This is a genomic window from Microbacterium sp. USHLN272, assembly GCF_037149655.1.
Taxonomy (GTDB): Bacteria; Actinomycetota; Actinomycetes; order Actinomycetales; family Microbacteriaceae; genus Microbacterium; species Microbacterium galbinum.
The window spans coordinates 609,590-628,462 of sequence record NZ_JBBCRA010000001.1 but is presented as its reverse complement, the minus strand read 5'-3'; the positions used below and the strand labels follow the sequence as shown (position 1 = coordinate 628,462).

The following is an 18,873-nucleotide window of genomic DNA, read 5'->3' as shown; positions in this document are numbered from 1 at the left end:
GATGGAGCTTCAACAGATGCGCTACGTCGTCGAGGTGGCCGCGACGCGGAGCTTCACCCGAGCCGCCGAGCGTTGCTTCGTCACGCAGTCCGCGCTGAGCCACCAGATCGCCGCCCTCGAGCGGGAGCTGGGTCAGCGACTGTTCATCCGGTCGAGCCGCGGTGTCCGGATGACCGAAGCGGGGGAGGCCTTCCTCCCACCGGCGCGCAGCGCGCTCGCTTCTGCGCAGCAGGCCATCGATGCGGTGGCCGCCGAGCCCGATCAGCTGGACGGCACCGTTCGGATCGGAATCATCCCGACGGTCGTCGCCGTCCGCGTTCCGCGCCTCCTCGCGTCGTTCCGAGCCGCACACCCCGCCGTACGGGTCGAACTGGAGATGGGCAACAGCGATGACCTCGTCGCGAAGATCCGGCGCGGCGATCTGGATGTCGCGCTTCTCGGGCTGCAACCGGGCGCCGAGCCCCGCGGTGTCGGATACCGGGAGATCGCCGTCGATCATCACGTCGCGGTGCTCCCGCGTGCCCACCGACTCGCGGCGCGCACCCGACTGAGACTCGGAGATCTCGCCGAGGACGTCTTCGTGGACTTCCCGGCCGGGACGTCGGGGCGAGCCCAGAGCGACGTCGCCTTCCGGGCGGCGGGCGTCGATCGCGACGTCGCATTCGAAGTCGACACGGCCGGAGTCATGCTCGGCCTGGTCGCCGAGGGACTCGCGGTCGCGCTCCTCACTCCGGGGGCGGTTCCCGCGGGTATGGCCGGGGTGAGCACGGTGCCGGTCGTCGACGGCCCGAGGCGAGCGGAGTACGTCGCCTGGGATCTCGCCTCGCCTCGGCGTGTCGCTCGTGCGTTGCTGACGGTGCTCGATGGGGAGGCATCCGTCTGACAACGGCGAAGGGGCGGGCCCGGAGTTCCCTCCGGACCCGCCCCTCGCGGTGATCGGTCGTTACTTGACGTCCTCGTCGACCCAGTCCATCGACTTGGTGACGGCCTTGCGCCACAGGCGCAGCTGGCGGTCGCGCTCGTCGCTCTCCATGGAGGGCTCCCAGCGACGGTCTTCCTGCCAGTTGGAGGAGAGCTCGTCCAGGCCGCTCCAGAACCCGACGGCGAGGCCGGCGGCGTAGGCGGCGCCGAGGGCGGTCGTCTCCGCAACGACCGGCCGCACGACCGGCACGCCCAGGACATCGGCCTGGAACTGCATCAGAGCGTCATTGGCGACCATACCGCCGTCGACCTTGAGCTCCGTGAGGTCGACGCCCGCGTCCGCGTTGACCGCGTCGAGCACGTCGCGGGTCTGGAAGGCCACGGCCTCCAGGGCGGCGCGCGCGATGTGGTTCTTGTTCGCGTAGCGGGTGAGGCCCACGATCGCGCCACGCGCATCCGGTCGCCAGTACGGTGCGAACAGGCCCGAGAACGCCGGGACGATGTACACGCCGCCGTTGTCCTCGACCTTGTCGGCCAGTTCCTCGACCTCGGGGGCCGAGGAGATGATGCCGAGCTGGTCGCGCAGCCACTGGATCAGCGACCCGGTGACGGCGATCGAACCCTCGAGCGCGTAGTGCGTCGGAGCGTCGCCGAGCTTGTAGCCGACGGTGGTGAGCAGACCGTTCTTCGAGTGGACGATCTCCTCGCCGGTGTTGAAGATGAGGAAGCAGCCGGTTCCGTAGGTGTTCTTGCTCTCACCTGTCTGGAAGGCGGCCTGTCCGAACGTCGCGGCCTGCTGGTCGCCGAGGATGCCGGCGATCGGCGTCTCGCGAAGCAGCGAGGAGTCCTCCGCCGCACCGTAGACCTCGGAGGAGGAGCGGATCTCCGGCATCATCGAGCGCGGCACGCCGAACGCCTCGAGGATGTCGTCGCGCCACTCGAGCGTCTCGAGGTCCATGAACATCGTGCGCGAGGCGTTCGTGACATCGGTCACGTGCACGCCGCCGTCGACGCCGCCGGTGAGGTTCCACAGCACCCAGCTGTCGGTGGTGCCGAAGATGAGGTCCCCGGCTTCCGCCTTCGCGCGCGCACCCTCGACGTTCTCGAGGATCCACGCGATCTTCGTCCCCGAGAAGTACGTCGCCAGCGGGAGTCCGACGATCGGCTTGAAGCGCTCGACTCCGCCGTCGGCCGCGAGGCGGTCGACGATGTCCTGCGTGCGCGTGTCCTGCCAGACGATCGCGTTGTAGGCGGGCTTGCCGGTCGTCTTGTCCCAGACGACGGCCGTCTCGCGCTGGTTGGTGATGCCCACCGCCGCGATGTCGTGACGGGTGAGGTCGGCGCGGCTCAGTGCGAGGCCGATGACCTCCTGCACGTTGCGCCAGATCTCGGAGGCGTCGTGCTCCACCCAGCCGGCCTTCGGCAGGATCTGCTCGTGCTCCTTCTGGCCCGTCGCGATGATGCTGCCCTTCTTGTCGAAGATGATCGCGCGGCTGGAGGTGGTTCCCTGATCGATGGCGAGGATGTAGTCAGCCATGGTGTGTTCTCCTTTGAAGTGGGATTCGGGTGGCGTCAGGCTGCGAGGCCGAGCAGGGCGGGGGCGGCGAAGGCCGCGATCGCACCACCGATGAGCGGTCCGACGACCGGCACCCACGAGTAGCTCCAGTCGCTCGAGCCCTTGCCCTTGATCGGGAGGATCGCGTGGGCGATGCGGGGGCCGAGGTCACGGGCCGGGTTGATCGCGTAGCCGGTCGGTCCACCGAGCGAGGCGCCGATGGCGACCACGAGCAGCGCGACGGGCAGCGCGGTGAGCGGTCCGAGGCCTCCGGGCACGCCGACCTCGATGTCGCCGTAGTCGGCGAATCCGAAGATCACGAACACGAGGACGAACGTACCGATGATCTCCGTGACGAGGTTCCAGCCGTAGGAGCGGATCGCCGGGCCGGTCGAGAAGACGCCGAGCTTGTTGGCGGCCTCCGGCTCCTCATCGAAGTGCTGCTTGTAGGCGAGCCAGACGACGATCGCACCGAGGATCGCACCGAGCAGTTCTGCTGCGGTGGCGACGAGGAACATCGTGAAGGTGATCTTGCCGGCGATCGCCAGGCCGACACCCACGGCCGGGTTGAGGATCGCACCCGAGTACGCCGAGACGATGACACCCGCGAACACCGCGAGGCCCCATCCCCAGTTGACCATCAGGAAGCCGCCGCCGAAGCCCTTGTTCTTCGCGAGGGCGACGTTGGCGACGACACCGCATCCGAGAAGGACCAGCATCGCCGTGCCGACGAACTCCGACAGGAAATAGAGACCGAGATTGACATCAGGCATGTCTTCTTTGACCTTTCTTACGTGTCACGTCATCCCTGCCGTGACACTTCTTGGGTTACGCCGCGGGGAGGCGGCGGTTCCGTCTCGTCAGCCGCGGGTGCGGGACGAGATGTCGAGGCCGTGCCGCTCGTTCAGCAGCTGGCGGGTCTGTTCGAGTTCAGCATCGTGCCTCGAACGGTCCCAGTCCAGTAGGGGAACGAGCGCGTCGGCGATCTCATCGAGGACCTCGGCATCGGCATGACCGGTGAACGCGATGCTCGTGCGACGCAGGATGACGTCCTGCAGGCGCGCGACGAGCTCGTTCTGCACCATCCACTCGAGCTCCCGGGTCGAGAGGTCGCCGCCGGCGAGCGGGGCGTCCGCTCCCTGCTCGACGTACTCCCAGACCTGGGCGGCGCGGGTGCCGTAGCGGGCGAGGAGCTTCTCGGCGCGGTCTCCGGCGCCCGCGAGGTTCTCCTGGATCCAGATGCGCTTCGCCTTCTCGGTGCGCGGGAAGTCGCGGCCGCCTCCGATGGCGCGGCCGGCGGTCGAGACCGTGCGGGTGCGGTTCAGCAGGCCGAGCACGACGTCGGAGAGCGACTCGCCGAGCGCACGGAAGGTCGTCCACTTGCCGCCGACCAGGCTCACGAGCGGGACGGCGCCCTTCTCGTCGACCTCGATGCGGTAGTCGCGCGAGACGAAACCGGGTGCGGTGTCCTCGTGACGGGGGAGCGGACGGATGCCGGAGAACCGGTACACGATCTGCTCACGGTCGACCGCGATCTGCGGGAAGACGTGGTGGATCAGGTCGAAGAAGTAGTCGACCTCCTCCTCGGTGCAGACGGCGACCTCGCGGGGATCCGCGTCGATGTCGGTCGTTCCGACGAGCACCTTGCCCTTGAGCGGGTAGATCAGCACGATACGACCGTCGGAGTGCTCGAAGAAGATCTCGCGTCCACGCGTGGCGGCGAGCAGCTCCGGGTGGTCGAGCACGATGTGCGACCCCTTGGTGCCGCCCATGAATCGCGTGTCGGTGCCGAGGGCGTCGTTCGTCAGGTCGGTCCAGGGGCCGGAGGTGTTGACGACCACGTCGGCCTTCACCGGGAACTCCGTGCCGCTCTCGCGGTCACGGAGGACGATGTTCTCGCCGTCGCGGGCGATCGCCTCGACGTAGTTGAGCGCGTGCGCGCCCGGGTGCGCGGAACGGCCGTCCTGCAGGACGTCGAGGGCCAGGCGCTCCGGGTCGTGCATGGACGCGTCGTAGTACGTGGCGGTGTACTTGATGTTCGGGTCGAGCGCGGGCAGTTCGGCCAGCGAACGCTTGCGGCCGAGGAAGCGGTGGCGCGGCACGCTACCGCCGTCACGGGAGAACGTGTCGTAGATCGTCAGACCGATCTTGATGAGGAACGCACCGCGCTCCTGCGGCTTGCCGCTCTTGTGCGTGAGAAAGCGCAGGGGCGCCGAGAGGATGCCCGAGAACGTCGAGTAGATCGGGATCGTCGTCTGCAGCGGCTTCACGTAGTGCGGAGCGATGCGCAGAAGGCCGTTGCGCTCCTCGACCGACTCGCGAACGAGACGGAATTCGCCGTTCTCGAGATAGCGGATGCCGCCGTGGATCATGTGGCTGGACGCCGACGATGCCCCGGAGGCGAAATCGCCGCGTTCGACGAGGACGACGTCGACGCCCTGGAGGGCGAGGTCACGGAATGTCGATATTCCGTTGATGCCGCCGCCGATGAGCAGCACCGTCGTACGTCCGGATTCGCGGAGCGCGCGTACGTCGTCGCGCTCGGCCGATGAGTGTGTCGATTCGATCATTCTCGAGCTCGCTTCCTTGCTTGCCCCCAGCATCGACCTCTCGTCCGCTGCGCGCAAGCCCAGTGCACATATGTGCAAGGATCGAGGGCAAGGAGGCGGTCTTGGCTGATCACAGTGCACATCCGCGTGACGGGAAGCTGGTCGCCGCGCTCACCGCGGCCCAGCTCTACTACATGCAGGACAAGACGATGGAGGTCATCGCGCGCGAGCTCGGCACCTCCCGCTCATCGGTATCTCGTCTTCTGAGCTATGCCCGGGAGAGCGGTTTGGTCGACATCCGCATCAATTCGCCTCTCGAGCGGCTCGGCATGCTCGAGCAGCGGATCCGGGATCGTCATCGCATCGTGGCGCACGTCGTTCCCATGCCCGAGATCGTCAGTGAGGTCGAGCGCCTGGAACGGGTGGCGTTGACCGCGGGGCGACTGCTGTCGCAGTTCGTCGACTCGAACATGATCATCGGCGTGGCGTGGGGGTCGACCATCAGTGCGGTCAGTCGCGGCCTCACGCAGAAGGAGACGCACAACACGACATTCGTGCAGTTGAACGGTGCGGGCAACACCCAGACCAGCGGTGTCGAGTACTCGAGCGACATCCTCCAGCGCTTCGGCAGCGCGTTCGGTGCGCAGGTGCAGCAGTTCCCGGTGCCGGCGTTCTTCGACGACCCGGCGACGCGCGAGGCGATGTGGCGGGAGCGGAGCACACGGCGTGTGCTCGACCTGCAGTCGAAAATGGACATCGCGGTCTTCAGCCTCGGATCGCCCGCGGCCGAGGTGCCGAGCCGCGTGTACGTCGGCGGATACCTCGGGCGCGACGACTATCGGAGCCTGCGCGAGGACCATGCGATCGGAGACGTCGCGACCGTCTTCTTCCGTGCCGACGGCTCCTGGAAGGACATCCGTCTCAATGCGCGAGCGACCGGCCCGACACTCGATCGCCTGCGACGCGTACCCCGACGGGTCTGCGTCGTGTCCGGCATCCCCAAGCTCGCCAGCGTCCGTGCGGCGATCGCCGCGGATCTGATCACCGATGTGGTCCTCGACGAGGGACTGGCGCGCCGCCTGGCGGAGGACTGAGGGTCAGGCTTCGTGCGTCGAGGCCTCCGGGCCGGAGCGGAACTCGCGGATGAGGTGCTGCACGACCTCTCCGAGGTCGCCCTCGGCGGCGTCCGCCACTGCCACCTGCCGCGCATAACTGGCTCCGTCGCGCAGGATCGTGCCGACGCTGCCGAACTCCCGTTCGCATCCGAGCGCTCGTGCCACGGGCGCGAGTTCCTCGAGGGTCTCGGCGAGGTGATCCCGCACGTCGCGCTGCGCGCCGGAGTCGTCGACGATCACCCGCGCGTCGAGTCCGTAGCGGGCCGCGCGCCATTTGTTCTCGCGGTGGAACCAGGAGGGCAGGGCGGGGAGCGGGCGTCCCTCGTCGAGTTCTCGCGAGAAATGCTCGACGAGGACCTGCACGAGCGAGGCTACCGCGGCGAGTTCGGGGAGCGTCGACATCCCGTCGCAGGCGCGCACCTCGATCGTTCCCCAGCGGGGTGCGGGGCGGATGTCCCACCGGACCTCGGAGGCATCCTTCATCACGCCGGTGCGCACCATGTCGTCCATGTACGACTCGAACTGCGCCCAATCGTGCAGAGGCCAGGGGAGCCCGGCGGTCGGCAGCTGCTGGAACACCAGCGCGCGATTGGAGGCGTACCCGGTGCGCTCTCCGGCCCAGAACGGACTCGAAGCCGCGAGTGCCTGCAGGTGAGGGAGGTACGCGGTGAGCGCGTTGACGATCGGGAACACCTTGCGATGGTCATCGACGCCGACGTGCACGTGAATGCCCCAGATCATCATGTTGCGACCCCACCACTGCGTGCGCTCGATCAGCGTGTGGTACCGCGTCTTATCGGTGACCTGCTGGTCGTACCACTGCGCGAACGGGTGGCTGCCGGCCGACAGCAACTCGATCCCGATCGGGTCGGTGGCCTCGCGCACCGCGGAGATCGCCCGGGCGATGTCGTCGACGGCGTGGGCGACGGACTCGCCGACGCCGCTCGTGACCTCGATCGTGTTGGTGAGGAGCTCACCGGTGACGGTGTGGCGTTCGCTGGCGCTCTGTTCCTCGAGCACGGCGAGGAGTTCGGGCGCTCGTCCGGCCAGATCACCGGACGCCGGATCGGCGAGCATGATCTCCCACTCCAAGCCGACGGTGGAGCGGGCTGAGGGGGCGAACTCGAGCGTCACGTGCACATTCTGGCACGCGGCCGACGCGACACGGCAAAGCCGGAGTCCTCACGTTTCGCGCCCGGGCTCGGCATCTGGCAGAATAGAAGGTCGGACGGCATGCTCGACCCTCTATCCAGCTTCCGTCCTCCTCTTTGAGCTTCCGCCGGATGTGCACCCCACTCTCCAGGCGACCAGTTCGTTTCCTTCCACACAATTCAGGAGAATCGTGGCTGTCAAGATTCGTCTCAAGCGCCTGGGCAAGATCCGTGCGCCGTACTACCGCATCGTCGTCGCCGACTCGCGCACCAAGCGCGATGGTCGCGTGATCGAGGAGATCGGCAAGTACCACCCCACCGAGGAGCCCTCGTTCATCGAGGTCGACTCCGAGCGTGCGCAGTACTGGCTCTCCGTCGGCGCGCAGCCGACCGAGCAGGTCGCCGCGATCCTCAAGATCACGGGCGACTGGGGCAAGTTCAAGGGCGACGCCGACGCGAAGTCGACCCTCAAGGTCGCCGAGCCGAAGGCCGCCTTCGAGGTCGACTCCTCGAAGAAGTCCGTCGTCAAGCCCAAGGCGGAGAAGAAGGTGGAGGCTCCCGCTGAGGAGGCTCCCGCCGCCGACGCCGACGCGGAGGCCGCCGAGGCTCCCGCCGCCGACGCAGAGTAATCCGTCGTGCTCGCCGCCGCGCTCGAACACATCGTCAAGGGGATCGTCGATCACCCGGAGGATGTGCGCATCACCGCATCCACGTCGCCGCGAGGCGATCTCCTCGAGGTGCGCGTGCACCCCGATGATCGTGGACGCGTGATCGGGCGCGGCGGCCGCACCGCCAAGGCACTCCGTACGCTCGTCGCCGCCCTGGCCGACGGCCGTCGCGTGCGCGTCGATGTCGCGGACGACTGACGTGGTGCCGCAGGACACCCCACAGGGCAAGAACCAGCTCCGGGTGGGGCGCCTCGTGAAGGCCCATGGCCTCAAGGGCGGGCTCAAGCTCGAGCTGTACACCGACAACCCGGAGCGTCGCTTCGTCACGGGAGCCGAGTTCACGTTGCAGGTGCCCGAGGCATCTCCGTGGCACGGCAAGACGATTACCGTGCGCGAGTACCGGGTGATGAACGGCAACCCGGTCGCCTTCTTCGACGACGTCGACGACCGCACCGCCGCCGAAGGCCTCGTGCGGGCCATCCTCTGGATCGACCAGGACGTCGACGAGACCGAGGACGACGCGTGGTTCGACCACCAGCTCGTGGGCCTCGATGTCGTCCGTGACGGCGCCGTGGTCGGACGCGTCCAGCGCATCGAGCATTTCCCGGCGCAGGATCTCCTCATCGTCAAGTCCGGTGAGAAGGAGATCATGGTGCCGTTCGTCTCGGCCATCGTTCCGACCGTCGACGTGGCTGCCGGTCGAGTGATCGTCACCCCGCCGCCCGGGCTCTTCGAGGAGCTTCCGGATGCCGACGACGACTCGGCGGCGGCCGAGGAACCGCTCGCAGCCGAGGATTCCCCGGCGGCCGAGTAGCCGCTGAGAGGTCACTCCCGTGCGCATCGACGTCCTCTCCATCTTTCCGTCGTACTTCGACGGTCTCACGCTCTCCCTGCTCGGCAAGGCGCGCGATGCGGGCATCCTCGACCTGAACGTCCACGACCTCCGAGACTGGACGTCGGATCGTCACCGCACCGTCGACGACACCCCGTACGGCGGGGGTGCCGGAATGGTGATGAAGCCGGAGCCCTGGGGGCTCGCGCTCGACGAGGTCGCCGCGGCCACCGAACGTCCGACGATCATCTTCCCTTCGCCGGCCGGTGAGGTCTTCACGCAGGCCACCGCGCGCGATCTCGCGACGCGCGAGCACATCGTCTTCGGCTGCGGCCGGTACGAGGGCATCGACGAGCGGGTCTTCGAGTACGCCGCGGCGCTCGGTGAAGTCCGCCTGATCAGTCTCGGCGACTACGTGCTCAACGGCGGCGAGGTGGCGACGATGGCGATGATCGAGGCCATCGGACGCCTGGTGCCGGGAGTCGTCGGCAATCCCGAGAGCCTGGTCGAGGAATCGCACGAGGACGGCCTGCTGGAGTACCCCTCGTACACGAAGCCGGCGGTCTGGCGGGAGCGCGCCGTTCCGGAGGTGCTCCTCAGCGGGAACCATGCGCGCATCGCGCAGTGGCGCCGTGATCAGCAGTTCGAGCGCACGCGAGCGCGTCGACCGGATCTGCTCGCCGACGACGCCGACTGACGGGGACGGATAGACCTCCTCCTTCTCGGTGATAGCGTCCGAGGATGATCGATCGCGCGCTCGCGGATTCCTTCCAGACCATCGGAGCGGACTACGACCGCTATCGACCGGGCTTCCCGGATGCCGCCGCCGACCTGATCCTGCCGGAGCGGGTCGGGGCGGTGCTGGACCTCGGTGCCGGAACCGGCAAGTTCACCGAGCTTCTGATCGGTCGCGCGACCTCCGTCCAGGCAGTCGAGCCGTCCGAACCGATGCTCGACGTGCTGCGGGCGAAGCTGGTCGATGTGACGGCGCATCTCGGCACGGCCGAGAGCATCCCCCTCTCCGACGCCTCCGTCGACGCGGTCACGGTGGCGCAGGCGTTCCACTGGTTCGAGCGCGAGGCGGCGTGTGCCGAGATCGCTCGCATTCTTGCGCCCGGTGGTGTCCTGGGGCTGGTCTGGAACCACTCCGATCCCGCCTGCACCTGGGACCGTGCTGCTCACCGCATCGCTCATCCGGCAGTGGGCGCCGACGATCAGACGACCGGGAGTGCCGTCGAGGATCTTCCCGGCTTCGAGTTCGATTCGCATGCGGTGATCACGTGGTCCGAGAACATCTCACGTGATGACTACCTGCGTCGGTGGGGCACGATCAGCAGTGTCCTCGTCGCCGACCGCCGATCGAAGACCGAGATGCTCGCGGCGATCGAAACAGTCCTCGACGACGCCCCCGAGACGAGTGGGCGGGCGGAGCTGGTTCTCCCGCAGCTCACCGAGGTGTACAGGTACCGCCGGACGGCGTGACCGCGAGGACGCTCAGTCGACCCCGAGGAACGATCGGTCGGTCAGCACGATGGGTCCGTCCGCGGTGATCGCGACGGTGTGCTCCGAGTGCGCGCCGCGCGAACCGTCGACGCTGCGCAGAGTCCAGCCGTCGGGGTCGGTCACCAGCTCGTCGGTCGTCGCGAGGAACCAGGGCTCGAGTGCGAGCACGAGTCCGTCGCGGAGCGGGAATCCGCGTCCGGCGCGACCGTCGTTCGCGACGTGGGGGTCGCCGTGCATCGTGCGACCCACTCCGTGCCCGCCGAAGTCCGTGTTGATCGAGTACCCCTCGCCATGGGCGACGGCTGCGACGGATGCCGAGATGTCGCCGATCCGGTTGCCGACGACGGCCGCGGCGATGGCGGCATCCAGTGCGCGCTCCGTCGTCTCGATCAGCCGGAGGTCCTCGTCGCGCGGGGTGCCGACCACGAACGACACGGCGGAGTCGGCCACCCATCCGTCGACGGATACGGCGAAGTCGAGCGAGACGAGGTCGCCGTCACGCAACGTGTAGTCGTGGGGGAGCCCGTGAAGCACTGCGTCGTTCACCGATGTGCAGATGACTTTCCCGAACGGGCTCGCACCGAAGGACGGGTGGTAGTCGATGTAGCAGGACTCGGCACCGCGCTGACGGATCAGGTCATGGGCGCGACGGTCGATGGAGAGGAGGTTGGTCCCGACCTTCGTGTCGGAGCGCAGCGTGGCCAGCGTCTCCGCGACGAAGCGGCCGGCTGCACGCATCTCGTCGATCTCGGCAGGGGTGCGCAGTTCGATCATTCGGGGGAGTCCTCTCGTCCTCGTCCATTCTCCCCGATCCGGGCGGACGCGGCATCGCCGCGCTCACAGCGAACAGCCGTGCGAGCCGTCCCCCACCGGCATACCATCGGAGCATGTGGTTGCGACGGGCGTTTTTCCGCTGGCTCCTGCCGGCGGCCTTCCTCCTGCCCCTGTGGCTCCTCGTCGGATGGGGAGTGTTCCAGGGCGGATGGGCCATCCTCTGGGTGCTGTTCATCGCGATTCCCTCGGTGTTCCTGGGCCAGCTCCTCCTCACCCTCCTCACTCGTTCGCGTCCGTCGGTGCGCGCCGACCGTGCCGTGTCGTGGTGGGACGTGGCCGGGTTCACGCTCTGGCACGGTCTCACGATCGCGGTCGGATGCTTCATCCCCGGGGTCTTCCCGTGGTTGCTGACCGCCGCGGTGATAGTCGGCCTCGCACTCGTCTGGTTGCAGGGGTGGCAGCTCTGGAGCGAGGCGAAGGGGAGCGGGGCGCGGTTCCGCGAGACGATCGCCTGGTCCTCGTTCCCGGCATCCGATGACGCATCACCGGAGCCTCGCCCGCGCGAGGTCATCATCGTGCAGGAGAAGGACCCGCTCGGCTGAGACGCGTGTTTTGGCGGCTGCGGTCATCCATGGCAGAATAGATGTTTGTGCCGTGACCGGTTCTGCCTCAGGGGAACCCGCGGATGCTTCGGCCCCGTACGGTGCACACCCATTCTTGTTCCTTCCACCATGCATGCGACCTGAGGCGAGTGCAGAGAGAGACGATCATGCAGATCCTCGACGCCGTAGACGCGGCTTCCCTCCGTTCGGACATTCCGGACTTCTTCCCCGGTGACACCGTCAAGGTGCACGTCAACATCACCGAGGGCAGCCGCTCGCGTATCCAGGTCTTCCAGGGCGTCGTCATCGGCCGCTCGGGCGACGGCGTGCGCGAGACCTTCACGGTCCGCAAGATCAGCTTCCAGGTCGGCGTCGAGCGTACCTTCCCGGTGCACTCGCCGGTGATCGACCACATCGAGGTCGTCACCCGCGGTGACGTCCGTCGCGCGAAGCTCTACTACCTGCGCCAGCTGCGTGGCAAGAAGGCGAAGATCAAGGAGAAGCGCGACCGCTGAGTCGCCGCATCTCCACAGCACCCCAGGACACGATGTCCTGGGGTGCTTTGTTTCGTCCCCGATATGCGAACCTTGATACTGCCGCTCGATGGCACGCACGACTGACGAAGGATGCCGATGACCTCTGAACCCTCCGCCGCGCCCGCCACGGGCACGAGACGGCGCCGTGGACTGCTGGTCTTCCTGCGCGATGTGCTGATCATCATCCTGATCGCCGCGCTCGTCTCGTTCGTGGTCAAGACCTTCATCGTCCGCTCGTTCTACATCCCCTCGGCCTCCATGGAGCGCACGCTCATGGTCAACGACCGCATCCTGGTCGATGAGCTCACGCCGCGATGGACGGGATACGAGCGCGGTGACGTGGTGGTGTTCCAGGACCCGGGCGGATGGCTGGGTGACCAGCCGCAGCCGCCGGCATCCCCTCCGCTCATGCAGGCGATCGACGGCGTGCTGACCTTCATCGGCATCTCCGCCTCCGATTCGCAGGACCATCTCGTCAAGCGCATCATCGGCCTCCCTGGCGATCACGTCGTGTGCTGCAACGCGCTCGGACAGATCACGATCAATGGTGCTCCGATCGACGAGCTCGACTACCTGAACCTTCCCGAAGGGAACACCGCGGCGTCGAACGAACCTTTCGACGTCGTCGTGCCCGAGGACTCGCTGTGGCTGCTCGGCGACAATCGCACTCAGTCGCGGGACTCGCGAGCGCATCAGGAACTTCCCAGCGGCGGCTTCGTCCCGGTGTCGAACGTCGTGGGGAAGGCCTTCCTGACGACCTGGCCGTTCGGACGGATCGGGGCGATCGACGGACACCACCAAGCCTTCGACAGCGTTCCGGACGAAGAATGACGGTCGTTTCCCCGACCCTCACGCTCGAGCGGCGCATCCTCGGAGACAGCGCCCTGATCATCTCGCTCGACGAGGTCGGTCGCGGAGCGCTCGCGGGCCCGGTCGCGGTGGGCGCGGCGGTGATGGATGCCGCCGGAGCGCGACGTCGTGTGCCCGAGGGGCTCCGCGACTCCAAGCTCGTCACCGAGCGACGTCGACCCGATGTCGCGGAGCGGGCGACGGCGTGGGTACGCGCCTCGTCGGTCGGATGGGCCAGTGCCGGGGAGGTCGACGAGGTCGGCATCATCCGGGCACTGGGTCTGGCCGCCTCCCGTGCCGTCGATGCGGTCGTCGCGCAGGGCACATCGACCGCGGGGGCGGTCGTGCTGCTCGACGGGAACCATGACTATCTCTCGGCCGTGCATCATTCCGTGCTCGACGTGCGTCCGGTGATCAAAGGCGATCGGGACTGCGCTTCCGTCTCGGCCGCATCCGTGATCGCGAAGGTCGCGCGCGACGCGCACATGGCCGAGCTCCATGCCGACTACCCGCAGTACCAGTGGGATCGCAACAAGGGATATGCGAGCACCGAGCATCGAGAGGCCATCCGCACGCTCGGGCTCTCGCCGCTGCATCGTGCGTCATGGGCGATCGCCGATGCTCCCGCCCTGTTCTGAGCGCCGGGTGCGGTGCCGCACGCGGGCTCTTGCGACCCTAGGATGGAACCACCATGGATGAGGAAGCCTTCGACGACTACGACCGCGAGCTCGAGCTCGCGCTGTTCCGCGAGTACCGAGACGTGGTCTCGCAGTTCCAGTACGTCGTCGAGACCGAGCGTCGGTTCTACCTGGCGAACGATGTGAACGTCGTGCGGCGCGACACGGAGCACGACTTCTACTTCGAGATCTCGATGAGCGATGTGTGGGTGTGGGACATCTACCGCGCCGATCGCTTCGTGAAGGCCGTGCGTGTGCTGACCTTCAAGGACGTCAACGTCGAGGAGCTGCAGCGCCGGGAGTTCGAACTTCCCCAGGAACTCTCGCTCGACGGCGAGTGAGTCGGAGAAGCGCACCTCTCCTGCACGACTGACGCCTGAGGGCCGGGTTTCCGCCGTGCGGTGGACGCTCGGAGACCGCCCCGCCGCGCGGGCGCCACGATCGTCATGCTGTCGGAATGGCAGCGAAGGATGACCTCGGTAGAGCCGGGGAAGAACGGGCGGCACGGCATCTCGTCGGGGCCGGGTACACACTCCTGGACCGCAACTGGCGTTGCGCGCAAGGTGAGATCGACATCGTGGCTCTTCAGGGCGAGGACCTCGTCTTCGTCGAGGTGAAGACGCGGCGGACGATCGACTACGGTCATCCGTTCGAGGCGATCGACGCGCGCAAGAAGCGGCGGATGTGGGGGCTCGCCCACGCCTGGGCCGTCGCGCACCCGCTGGATGCTCGGGGGCGTCGGATCAGGCTCGATGTGGTGGGGATCGTCGGTGACGACCCGTCATCCGGGTCGCTCGAGCACGTGGCGGACCTCGAATGAGCACCACACGCACCTGGGCGGTCGCCATCACAGGGGTGGACGGGCACATGGTCGAGGTCGAGGCGGACCTCTCGAACCAGACGCCGGAGTTCAAGATCATCGGGCTGCCCGACAAATCGCTCGGAGAGGCGGTGCAGCGCGTGCACAACGCATGCAAGAACTCCGGACTCGACCTCCCGCGGCGAAGGATGACGGTGAATCTCTCGCCGGCCAGCCTGCCGAAGCACGGATCGGGCTTCGACCTCGCGGTCGCCGTCGCGACACTCGCTGCGGGGGATGCGATCTCCCCGCGATCGATCCGGGGCACCGTACACGTCGGCGAGCTCGGTCTCGACGGTCGCGTTCGACCGGTGGCCGGAGTGCTTCCCGCGGTGTTCGCGGCGGCGAGGGCAGGGTTCGAGCGCGTGATCGTGCCCCAGGCCAACGCCGCCGAAGCGCGACTGGTGACCGGGATCGAGGTCCGCGGGGCGCGCTCGCTCGCTGAGGTGGCGGTCTGGCACGGGGCGGATGTCGAGATCCCCGAGGTGCCCGTCGAAGAACCGCCCGCCGTGGAGGAGGAACCGAGCGAGTCGCTCGACCTCGCGGACATCGTGGGGCAGGAGTCGGCGGTCGAGGCGCTCGTGGTCGCCGCAGCGGGCGGGCACCACATGCTCCTCAGCGGTCCCCCTGGCGCCGGCAAGACGATGCTCGCGCGACGCCTCCCCGGAATCCTTCCACCGCTCACCGAAGGCGAAGCACTCGAGGTCGCCTCGATCCGCTCGCTGATGGGTGATCGAGTGGCGTGCCTCGACCGGACTCCACCGATCGAGGCACCGCATCACAGCGCATCCGTCGCCGCGCTGGTCGGCGGCGGATCGCGGGTGGCGCGTCCCGGCGCGATCGTGCGCGCCCATCGCGGCGTGCTGTTCCTCGACGAGGCGGCCGAGTTCTCGAGGGTGGCTCTGGACGCGCTTCGCCAGCCGCTCGAATCCGGCGCGATCGAGGTGATCCGCTCGGGGTTCACCGCACGGTTCCCCGCGCGCTTCCAACTCCTGCTCGCGATGAATCCGTGTCCGTGCGGCAATTACGGCGTGCGCGGCGCGGAATGCACCTGCCCGGCGCAGGCGATCAGGCGATATGCGACCCGGCTCTCGGGACCTCTCCGCGACCGTGTCGACATCGAGTTGCGTGTCTCGAGAGTGGCCGCATCGCGCGCGACCGCAGGTGGCCGCTCCGAATTCTCGACGGCCTCCGCTCGACAACGCGTCGCCGATGCGCGGGGTCGTGCGGCCGCGAGGTGGACGGGGACGCCGTGGTCGCGGAACGCCGACATCCCGGGGACGTGGCTCCGGCAGGGGGAGTTCCGCTTGGACTCCGCGGATCGTCAGCCGCTCGATCGCGCACTCGAACGGGGAGCGCTGACCCTGCGCGGGTACGACAGGGTGTTGCGGTTGGCGTGGACGATGGCCGACCTCGCCGGACTCGCGCGTCCTCGACAGGATGAGATCGGTCGAGCGCTGCTCCTCAAGAGGGGGATGACGCCGTGACCCACGAGATGGTCGACGACCGGGAGGTCGTTCATGCGGCGTCCGCTCTCCGAGCAGGTGAGACGGGCGCATCGACGGAGGCGATCGCCCGCGCGGCGTGGTCGGTGCTCGCGGAACCGGGCGACGGCGTCGCAGGCTCGCTGATCCGGGAACTCGGTGCCGCCGGTGCCCTCGAGCTTGCCCTCGATGCGCCGAGTCCGGCGGATGGTCGTGTGGACGGCTCCGCACGGGCGCGTCGCGCGTTGGCGGAAGGGAGAGCCCGCTGGCGGCCGCGTGCGCAGACCCGTGCGTTGGTCGATGCCTTGCACGGTGCGAGCCAGGTCGGTGCGCGCCTGGTGATCCCCGGCGACCCGGACTGGCCGGATTCGCTGGACGACCTGGGGGCGCACGCTCCACCGGCGCTGTGGGTTCGCGGGGACGCCCGACTCCTGAGGGCGACCCCGCGCGTGGCCATCGTCGGCGCTCGCGCGGCGACCGGGTACGGCGAGCACATCGCCGCCGAGATCGCCGGAGATCTCGCCGCGGGCGGTGCGACGGTCGTCTCGGGCGGGGCGTACGGCATCGACGGCGTCGCGCATCGTGCGGCGCTCGGAGTCCGAGGGGCGACCATCGCGTTCCTGGCCGGCGGTGTGGACCGCGCGTATCCCTCCGGACACCAGGAGCTCTTCTCCCGAATCGCCGGGCAGGGGGCGGTCGTCAGCGAGTTGCCGTGCGGAGCCGCACCGACCAAGTGGCGCTTCCTGGCCCGAAACCGTCTGATCGCGGCACTCGGCCAGGCGACCGTAGTCGTCGAGGCGGGATGGCGGAGCGGCTCCCTCAACACGGCGGGTCACGCGGCGGCGCTGGGGAGACCCCTCGGAGCCGTGCCGGGGCCGGTTACCTCGGCGGCCTCGGCGGGATGCCATCGCCTGCTCCGTGAGTACGACGCACGCTGTGTGACCTGCGCGGCGGAGGTCCGCGAGCTCTGGGGCGACGACACGCAGGAGGCGTCGGCTTCGCGGCGCCAAGATCCGGATCGCACCCGTCTGCTCGACGCTCTCGGAACGCGGACGCCGCTCGACGTCATGGAGATCTGTCGGCGTAGCGGTCTCGCCCCCGAGCGGGTGCGGGCGTTACTCGGTCTGCTCGACCTCGAGGGGATCCTGACACGATCGGATGCGGGGTGGGTGCGCGCGGCGACCCGCTGATCGAGCCGAGGCGGCGAGGTGCGATCTCTCGCACCGTCATCCGGTGCATGCTGGAGCCATGCAGCTCGCCGCCGCCGTCCAGGCCTTCACGGAGTACCTCGAGCGGGTGCGCCGGCTGTCGGCGGCGACGGTGCGCGCCTATCGCTCCGACCTGCGGGACCTGACAGTGTCGGCCGGAGACATCACGATCGGCGACGTAGATCTCGACGTGCTCCGAGACTGGCTGTGGAAAGCGACCCAGCGCGGAGATGCACGCTCGACGTTGGCGCGCCGCGCGGCGGCGGCGCGATCGTTCTTCACCTGGGCGACCGAGCACGAGATCATCGCGCACGATCCGAGTCTCCGTCTGATCGCTCCGAAGCGCGGTCGCACCCTGCCGGTCGTGGCCTCGAAGGACGCGATGAGTTCGCTTCTCGAGCAGCACCGCAGCCGCGCGACCGCCGGCGGAGATCCGCTCGCTCTCCGCGACCATGCGATCCTCGAGACGCTCTACGGCTCCGGCATCCGTGTCTCCGAACTCTGCGGACTGGACATCGACGATCTCGACGTCGATCGCCGTACCGCGCGCGTGCTCGGCAAAGGCGCCAAGGAACGAGTCGTGCCCTTCGGGGTGCCCGCCCGGGAGGCGCTGAACGCGTACCTGCGGCGCGCGCGGCCGGCGCTCGTCGCCCGGAGCGATGCTTCCGGTGCCGCCGTCTTCCTCGGCAGCCGCGGCGGGCGAATCGGACCGCGTGCGGTGTACTCGCTGGTGGCAGAAGTGCTCGGCCCTCTCGTGGGGTCGGAGACGGTCGGTCCACATGCACTCCGGCATACGGCGGCGACGCACCTCCTCGACGGCGGCGCCGACCTGCGCGCCGTGCAGGAGATCCTCGGCCACGCCAGCCTGGGTACCACCCAGATCTACACGCACGTCTCCGCCGAGCGACTGACCGCCACCTACCGCCTCGCGCACCCGCGCGCCTGAGCGGGCGTCACGAACCGTCGCAGCACGGCAGAAGGACCGCTCTGGCCGGTGCGCCGAAGAGCAGGAGCGGATTGATGTAGACACGGTCGAGGCGCACCCCCACGTGCAGGGTGCCGACCACGCTGTGCCCACCCTGAGCGACGACCCCCACGATGTCTCCCGCCACCACGGTGTCGCCGGGATTCAGAGAAGAGGCGAGCGGCTCGAAGGTCGAGACGTATCCGGCGCCGTGGTCGATCGTGAGTAGCGGACGGTCGACGACGGTTCCCCGGAAGGCCACGACGCCGTCCGCGGGTGCACGGACCTCCTGTCCCGGAACGCCGGCGATGTCGATCCCGCGGTGGCCGGCCCCGTAGGCGTGAGCGGGAGCGCGGTACGGCGCCGTCACGGATCGCGGGCCGTCGAGGGGCCAGCGCCACGCGGCGTCGTCCTCCGACGAGTGGGACCGGACCGAGGGGTCGGGCTCGAGGGCGGCGATCGCAGGATCGTGCGCGCCGAGTGCGAGCGCGATGAGGAGGGCGGCGATCAGGAAGACACGTCCGGGTGGGGTCATGCCGAGAGTCTGCGGGTCGTTCAGGTCGACGAGACGTGAGTCCGCGCGACAGGCCCGGAGGCGGGGGAGAAGTGCGCGATGTCGCCGCCCG

The 18,873-nt window shown here is 68.5% G+C and carries 22 protein-coding genes; 16 read left to right on the top strand and 6 right to left on the bottom strand.

Annotation, left to right across the window (positions count from 1 at the left end):
- Position 1: 1 nt before the first annotated feature.
- Positions 2-883, top strand: a complete 882-nt coding sequence (locus WFJ97_RS03175; protein ID WP_336640453.1) for a LysR family transcriptional regulator — start codon at positions 2-4, stop codon at positions 881-883.
- Positions 884-943: 60 nt separating this feature from the next.
- Here WFJ97_RS03175 and glpK read toward each other — a convergent pair whose 3' ends face one another.
- The 3 genes from glpK to WFJ97_RS03160 form a co-directional block, all read right to left on the bottom strand.
- On the bottom strand, positions 944-2,458 hold the full coding sequence (gene glpK / locus WFJ97_RS03170; protein ID WP_336640452.1) for a glycerol kinase GlpK: 1,515 nt from the start codon (positions 2,456-2,458) through the stop codon (positions 944-946).
- A 35-nt stretch (positions 2,459-2,493) separates the two neighbouring features.
- A complete protein-coding gene (locus WFJ97_RS03165; RefSeq protein WP_336640451.1) occupies positions 2,494-3,249 on the bottom strand; it encodes an MIP/aquaporin family protein in 756 nt (251 codons plus the stop codon).
- Between the two features lie 87 nt (positions 3,250-3,336).
- Positions 3,337-5,046, bottom strand: a complete 1,710-nt coding sequence (locus tag WFJ97_RS03160; protein ID WP_336640450.1) for a glycerol-3-phosphate dehydrogenase/oxidase — start codon at positions 5,044-5,046, stop codon at positions 3,337-3,339.
- A gap of 173 nt (positions 5,047-5,219) precedes the next feature.
- On the opposite strand from WFJ97_RS03160, the gene WFJ97_RS03155 reads away from it, so the two are divergent.
- Complete coding sequence (locus tag WFJ97_RS03155; protein WP_336641850.1) at positions 5,220-6,119, top strand: sugar-binding transcriptional regulator; 900 nt, start codon at positions 5,220-5,222, stop codon at positions 6,117-6,119.
- 3 nt (positions 6,120-6,122) lie between these two features.
- On the opposite strand, the gene WFJ97_RS03150 is transcribed toward WFJ97_RS03155, so the two are convergent.
- The gene (locus WFJ97_RS03150; protein ID WP_336640449.1) at positions 6,123-7,274 is read right to left on the bottom strand and encodes a glutamate--cysteine ligase; all 1,152 of its coding nucleotides are present in this window, start codon (positions 7,272-7,274) and stop codon (positions 6,123-6,125) included.
- 208 nt (positions 7,275-7,482) lie between these two features.
- Here WFJ97_RS03150 and rpsP point away from each other — a divergent pair, with 208 nt between their 5' ends.
- From rpsP to WFJ97_RS03125, 5 genes are read left to right on the top strand one after another with little or no spacing between them, the layout of a single operon-like run.
- On the top strand, positions 7,483-7,920 hold the full coding sequence (rpsP, locus tag WFJ97_RS03145; RefSeq protein ID WP_247622602.1) for a 30S ribosomal protein S16: 438 nt from the start codon (positions 7,483-7,485) through the stop codon (positions 7,918-7,920).
- A gap of 6 nt (positions 7,921-7,926) precedes the next feature.
- Positions 7,927-8,157 (top strand): RNA-binding protein, encoded by a 231-nt coding sequence (locus WFJ97_RS03140; protein WP_247622601.1) that lies wholly within the window; start codon positions 7,927-7,929, stop codon positions 8,155-8,157.
- Positions 8,141-8,773 carry a ribosome maturation factor RimM gene (gene rimM, locus WFJ97_RS03135; protein ID WP_336640448.1) on the top strand — a complete coding sequence of 211 codons (633 nt, stop codon included), beginning with the start codon at positions 8,141-8,143 and terminating at the stop codon, positions 8,771-8,773. The genes WFJ97_RS03140 and rimM overlap by 17 nt, the downstream gene beginning before the upstream one ends.
- A 19-nt stretch (positions 8,774-8,792) precedes the next feature.
- Complete coding sequence (gene trmD / locus WFJ97_RS03130; RefSeq protein WP_247956083.1) at positions 8,793-9,488, top strand: tRNA (guanosine(37)-N1)-methyltransferase TrmD; 696 nt, start codon at positions 8,793-8,795, stop codon at positions 9,486-9,488.
- 44 nt (positions 9,489-9,532) lie between these two features.
- On the top strand, positions 9,533-10,273 hold the full coding sequence (locus WFJ97_RS03125) for a class I SAM-dependent methyltransferase (RefSeq protein WP_336640447.1): 741 nt from the start codon (positions 9,533-9,535) through the stop codon (positions 10,271-10,273).
- 12 nt (positions 10,274-10,285) lie between these two features.
- Here WFJ97_RS03125 and map read toward each other — a convergent pair whose 3' ends face one another.
- Positions 10,286-11,068 (bottom strand): type I methionyl aminopeptidase, encoded by a 783-nt coding sequence (gene map / locus WFJ97_RS03120; protein ID WP_247622597.1) that lies wholly within the window; start codon positions 11,066-11,068, stop codon positions 10,286-10,288.
- Between the two features lie 113 nt (positions 11,069-11,181).
- On the opposite strand from map, the gene WFJ97_RS03115 reads away from it, so the two are divergent.
- The 9 genes from WFJ97_RS03115 (at position 11,182) to WFJ97_RS03075 (ending at position 18,229) form a co-directional block, all read left to right on the top strand.
- Positions 11,182-11,670 (top strand): MFS transporter permease, encoded by a 489-nt coding sequence (locus WFJ97_RS03115; protein WP_247622596.1) that lies wholly within the window; start codon positions 11,182-11,184, stop codon positions 11,668-11,670.
- Between the two features lie 167 nt (positions 11,671-11,837).
- Positions 11,838-12,185, top strand: coding sequence for a 50S ribosomal protein L19 (gene rplS, locus WFJ97_RS03110; RefSeq protein WP_247622595.1), 348 nt, complete (start codon positions 11,838-11,840; stop codon positions 12,183-12,185).
- A gap of 117 nt (positions 12,186-12,302) precedes the next feature.
- Positions 12,303-13,037, top strand: a complete 735-nt coding sequence (gene lepB, locus WFJ97_RS03105) for a signal peptidase I (protein ID WP_336640446.1) — start codon at positions 12,303-12,305, stop codon at positions 13,035-13,037.
- Positions 13,034-13,693, top strand: a complete 660-nt coding sequence (locus WFJ97_RS03100; protein ID WP_336640445.1) for a ribonuclease HII — start codon at positions 13,034-13,036, stop codon at positions 13,691-13,693. Before lepB ends, WFJ97_RS03100 begins: the two co-directional genes overlap by 4 nt.
- Positions 13,694-13,746: 53 nt before the next feature.
- Positions 13,747-14,073, top strand: a complete 327-nt coding sequence (locus WFJ97_RS03095) for a DUF2469 family protein (protein WP_247622592.1) — start codon at positions 13,747-13,749, stop codon at positions 14,071-14,073.
- A gap of 116 nt (positions 14,074-14,189) precedes the next feature.
- Entirely contained in the window at positions 14,190-14,552 is a 363-nt protein-coding gene (locus WFJ97_RS03090; RefSeq protein WP_336640444.1) for a YraN family protein, read from the top strand.
- Complete coding sequence (locus tag WFJ97_RS03085; protein ID WP_336640443.1) at positions 14,549-16,078, top strand: YifB family Mg chelatase-like AAA ATPase; 1,530 nt, start codon at positions 14,549-14,551, stop codon at positions 16,076-16,078. The genes WFJ97_RS03090 and WFJ97_RS03085 overlap by 4 nt, the downstream gene beginning before the upstream one ends.
- The gene (gene dprA / locus WFJ97_RS03080) at positions 16,075-17,265 is read left to right on the top strand and encodes a DNA-processing protein DprA (protein ID WP_336640442.1); all 1,191 of its coding nucleotides are present in this window, start codon (positions 16,075-16,077) and stop codon (positions 17,263-17,265) included. The genes WFJ97_RS03085 and dprA overlap by 4 nt, the downstream gene beginning before the upstream one ends.
- Before the next feature lie 58 nt (positions 17,266-17,323).
- Positions 17,324-18,229 carry a tyrosine recombinase XerC gene (locus WFJ97_RS03075; RefSeq protein WP_336640441.1) on the top strand — a complete coding sequence of 302 codons (906 nt, stop codon included), beginning with the start codon at positions 17,324-17,326 and terminating at the stop codon, positions 18,227-18,229.
- A 7-nt stretch (positions 18,230-18,236) separates the two neighbouring features.
- Here the strand turns inward: WFJ97_RS03075 and WFJ97_RS03070 are convergent, their stop codons facing one another.
- Positions 18,237-18,782 (bottom strand): murein hydrolase activator EnvC family protein, encoded by a 546-nt coding sequence (locus WFJ97_RS03070; RefSeq protein ID WP_336640440.1) that lies wholly within the window; start codon positions 18,780-18,782, stop codon positions 18,237-18,239.
- Positions 18,783-18,873: the final 91 nt, after the last annotated feature.

Bases quoted from the DNA above. Each gene is read 5' to 3' on its own strand.
- WFJ97_RS03175 (WP_336640453.1), top strand. From the start codon at position 2: ATGGAGCTTCAACAGATGCGCTACGTCGTCGAGGTGGCCGCGACGCGG.
- glpK (WP_336640452.1), bottom strand. From the start codon at position 2,458: ATGGCTGACTACATCCTCGCCATCGATCAGGGAACCACCTCCAGCCGC.
- WFJ97_RS03165 (WP_336640451.1), bottom strand. From the start codon at position 3,249: ATGCCTGATGTCAATCTCGGTCTCTATTTCCTGTCGGAGTTCGTCGGC.
- WFJ97_RS03160 (WP_336640450.1), bottom strand. From the start codon at position 5,046: ATGATCGAATCGACACACTCATCGGCCGAGCGCGACGACGTACGCGCG.
- WFJ97_RS03155 (WP_336641850.1), top strand. From the start codon at position 5,220: ATGCAGGACAAGACGATGGAGGTCATCGCGCGCGAGCTCGGCACCTCC.
- rimM (WP_336640448.1), top strand. From the start codon at position 8,141: ATGTCGCGGACGACTGACGTGGTGCCGCAGGACACCCCACAGGGCAAG.
- WFJ97_RS03125 (WP_336640447.1), top strand. From the start codon at position 9,533: ATGATCGATCGCGCGCTCGCGGATTCCTTCCAGACCATCGGAGCGGAC.
- map (WP_247622597.1), bottom strand. From the start codon at position 11,068: ATGATCGAACTGCGCACCCCTGCCGAGATCGACGAGATGCGTGCAGCC.
- WFJ97_RS03115 (WP_247622596.1), top strand. From the start codon at position 11,182: ATGTGGTTGCGACGGGCGTTTTTCCGCTGGCTCCTGCCGGCGGCCTTC.
- rplS (WP_247622595.1), top strand. From the start codon at position 11,838: ATGCAGATCCTCGACGCCGTAGACGCGGCTTCCCTCCGTTCGGACATT.
- lepB (WP_336640446.1), top strand. From the start codon at position 12,303: ATGACCTCTGAACCCTCCGCCGCGCCCGCCACGGGCACGAGACGGCGC.
- WFJ97_RS03100 (WP_336640445.1), top strand. From the start codon at position 13,034: ATGACGGTCGTTTCCCCGACCCTCACGCTCGAGCGGCGCATCCTCGGA.
- WFJ97_RS03095 (WP_247622592.1), top strand. From the start codon at position 13,747: ATGGATGAGGAAGCCTTCGACGACTACGACCGCGAGCTCGAGCTCGCG.
- WFJ97_RS03090 (WP_336640444.1), top strand. From the start codon at position 14,190: ATGGCAGCGAAGGATGACCTCGGTAGAGCCGGGGAAGAACGGGCGGCA.
- WFJ97_RS03085 (WP_336640443.1), top strand. From the start codon at position 14,549: ATGAGCACCACACGCACCTGGGCGGTCGCCATCACAGGGGTGGACGGG.
- WFJ97_RS03075 (WP_336640441.1), top strand. From the start codon at position 17,324: ATGCAGCTCGCCGCCGCCGTCCAGGCCTTCACGGAGTACCTCGAGCGG.
- WFJ97_RS03070 (WP_336640440.1), bottom strand. From the start codon at position 18,782: ATGACCCCACCCGGACGTGTCTTCCTGATCGCCGCCCTCCTCATCGCG.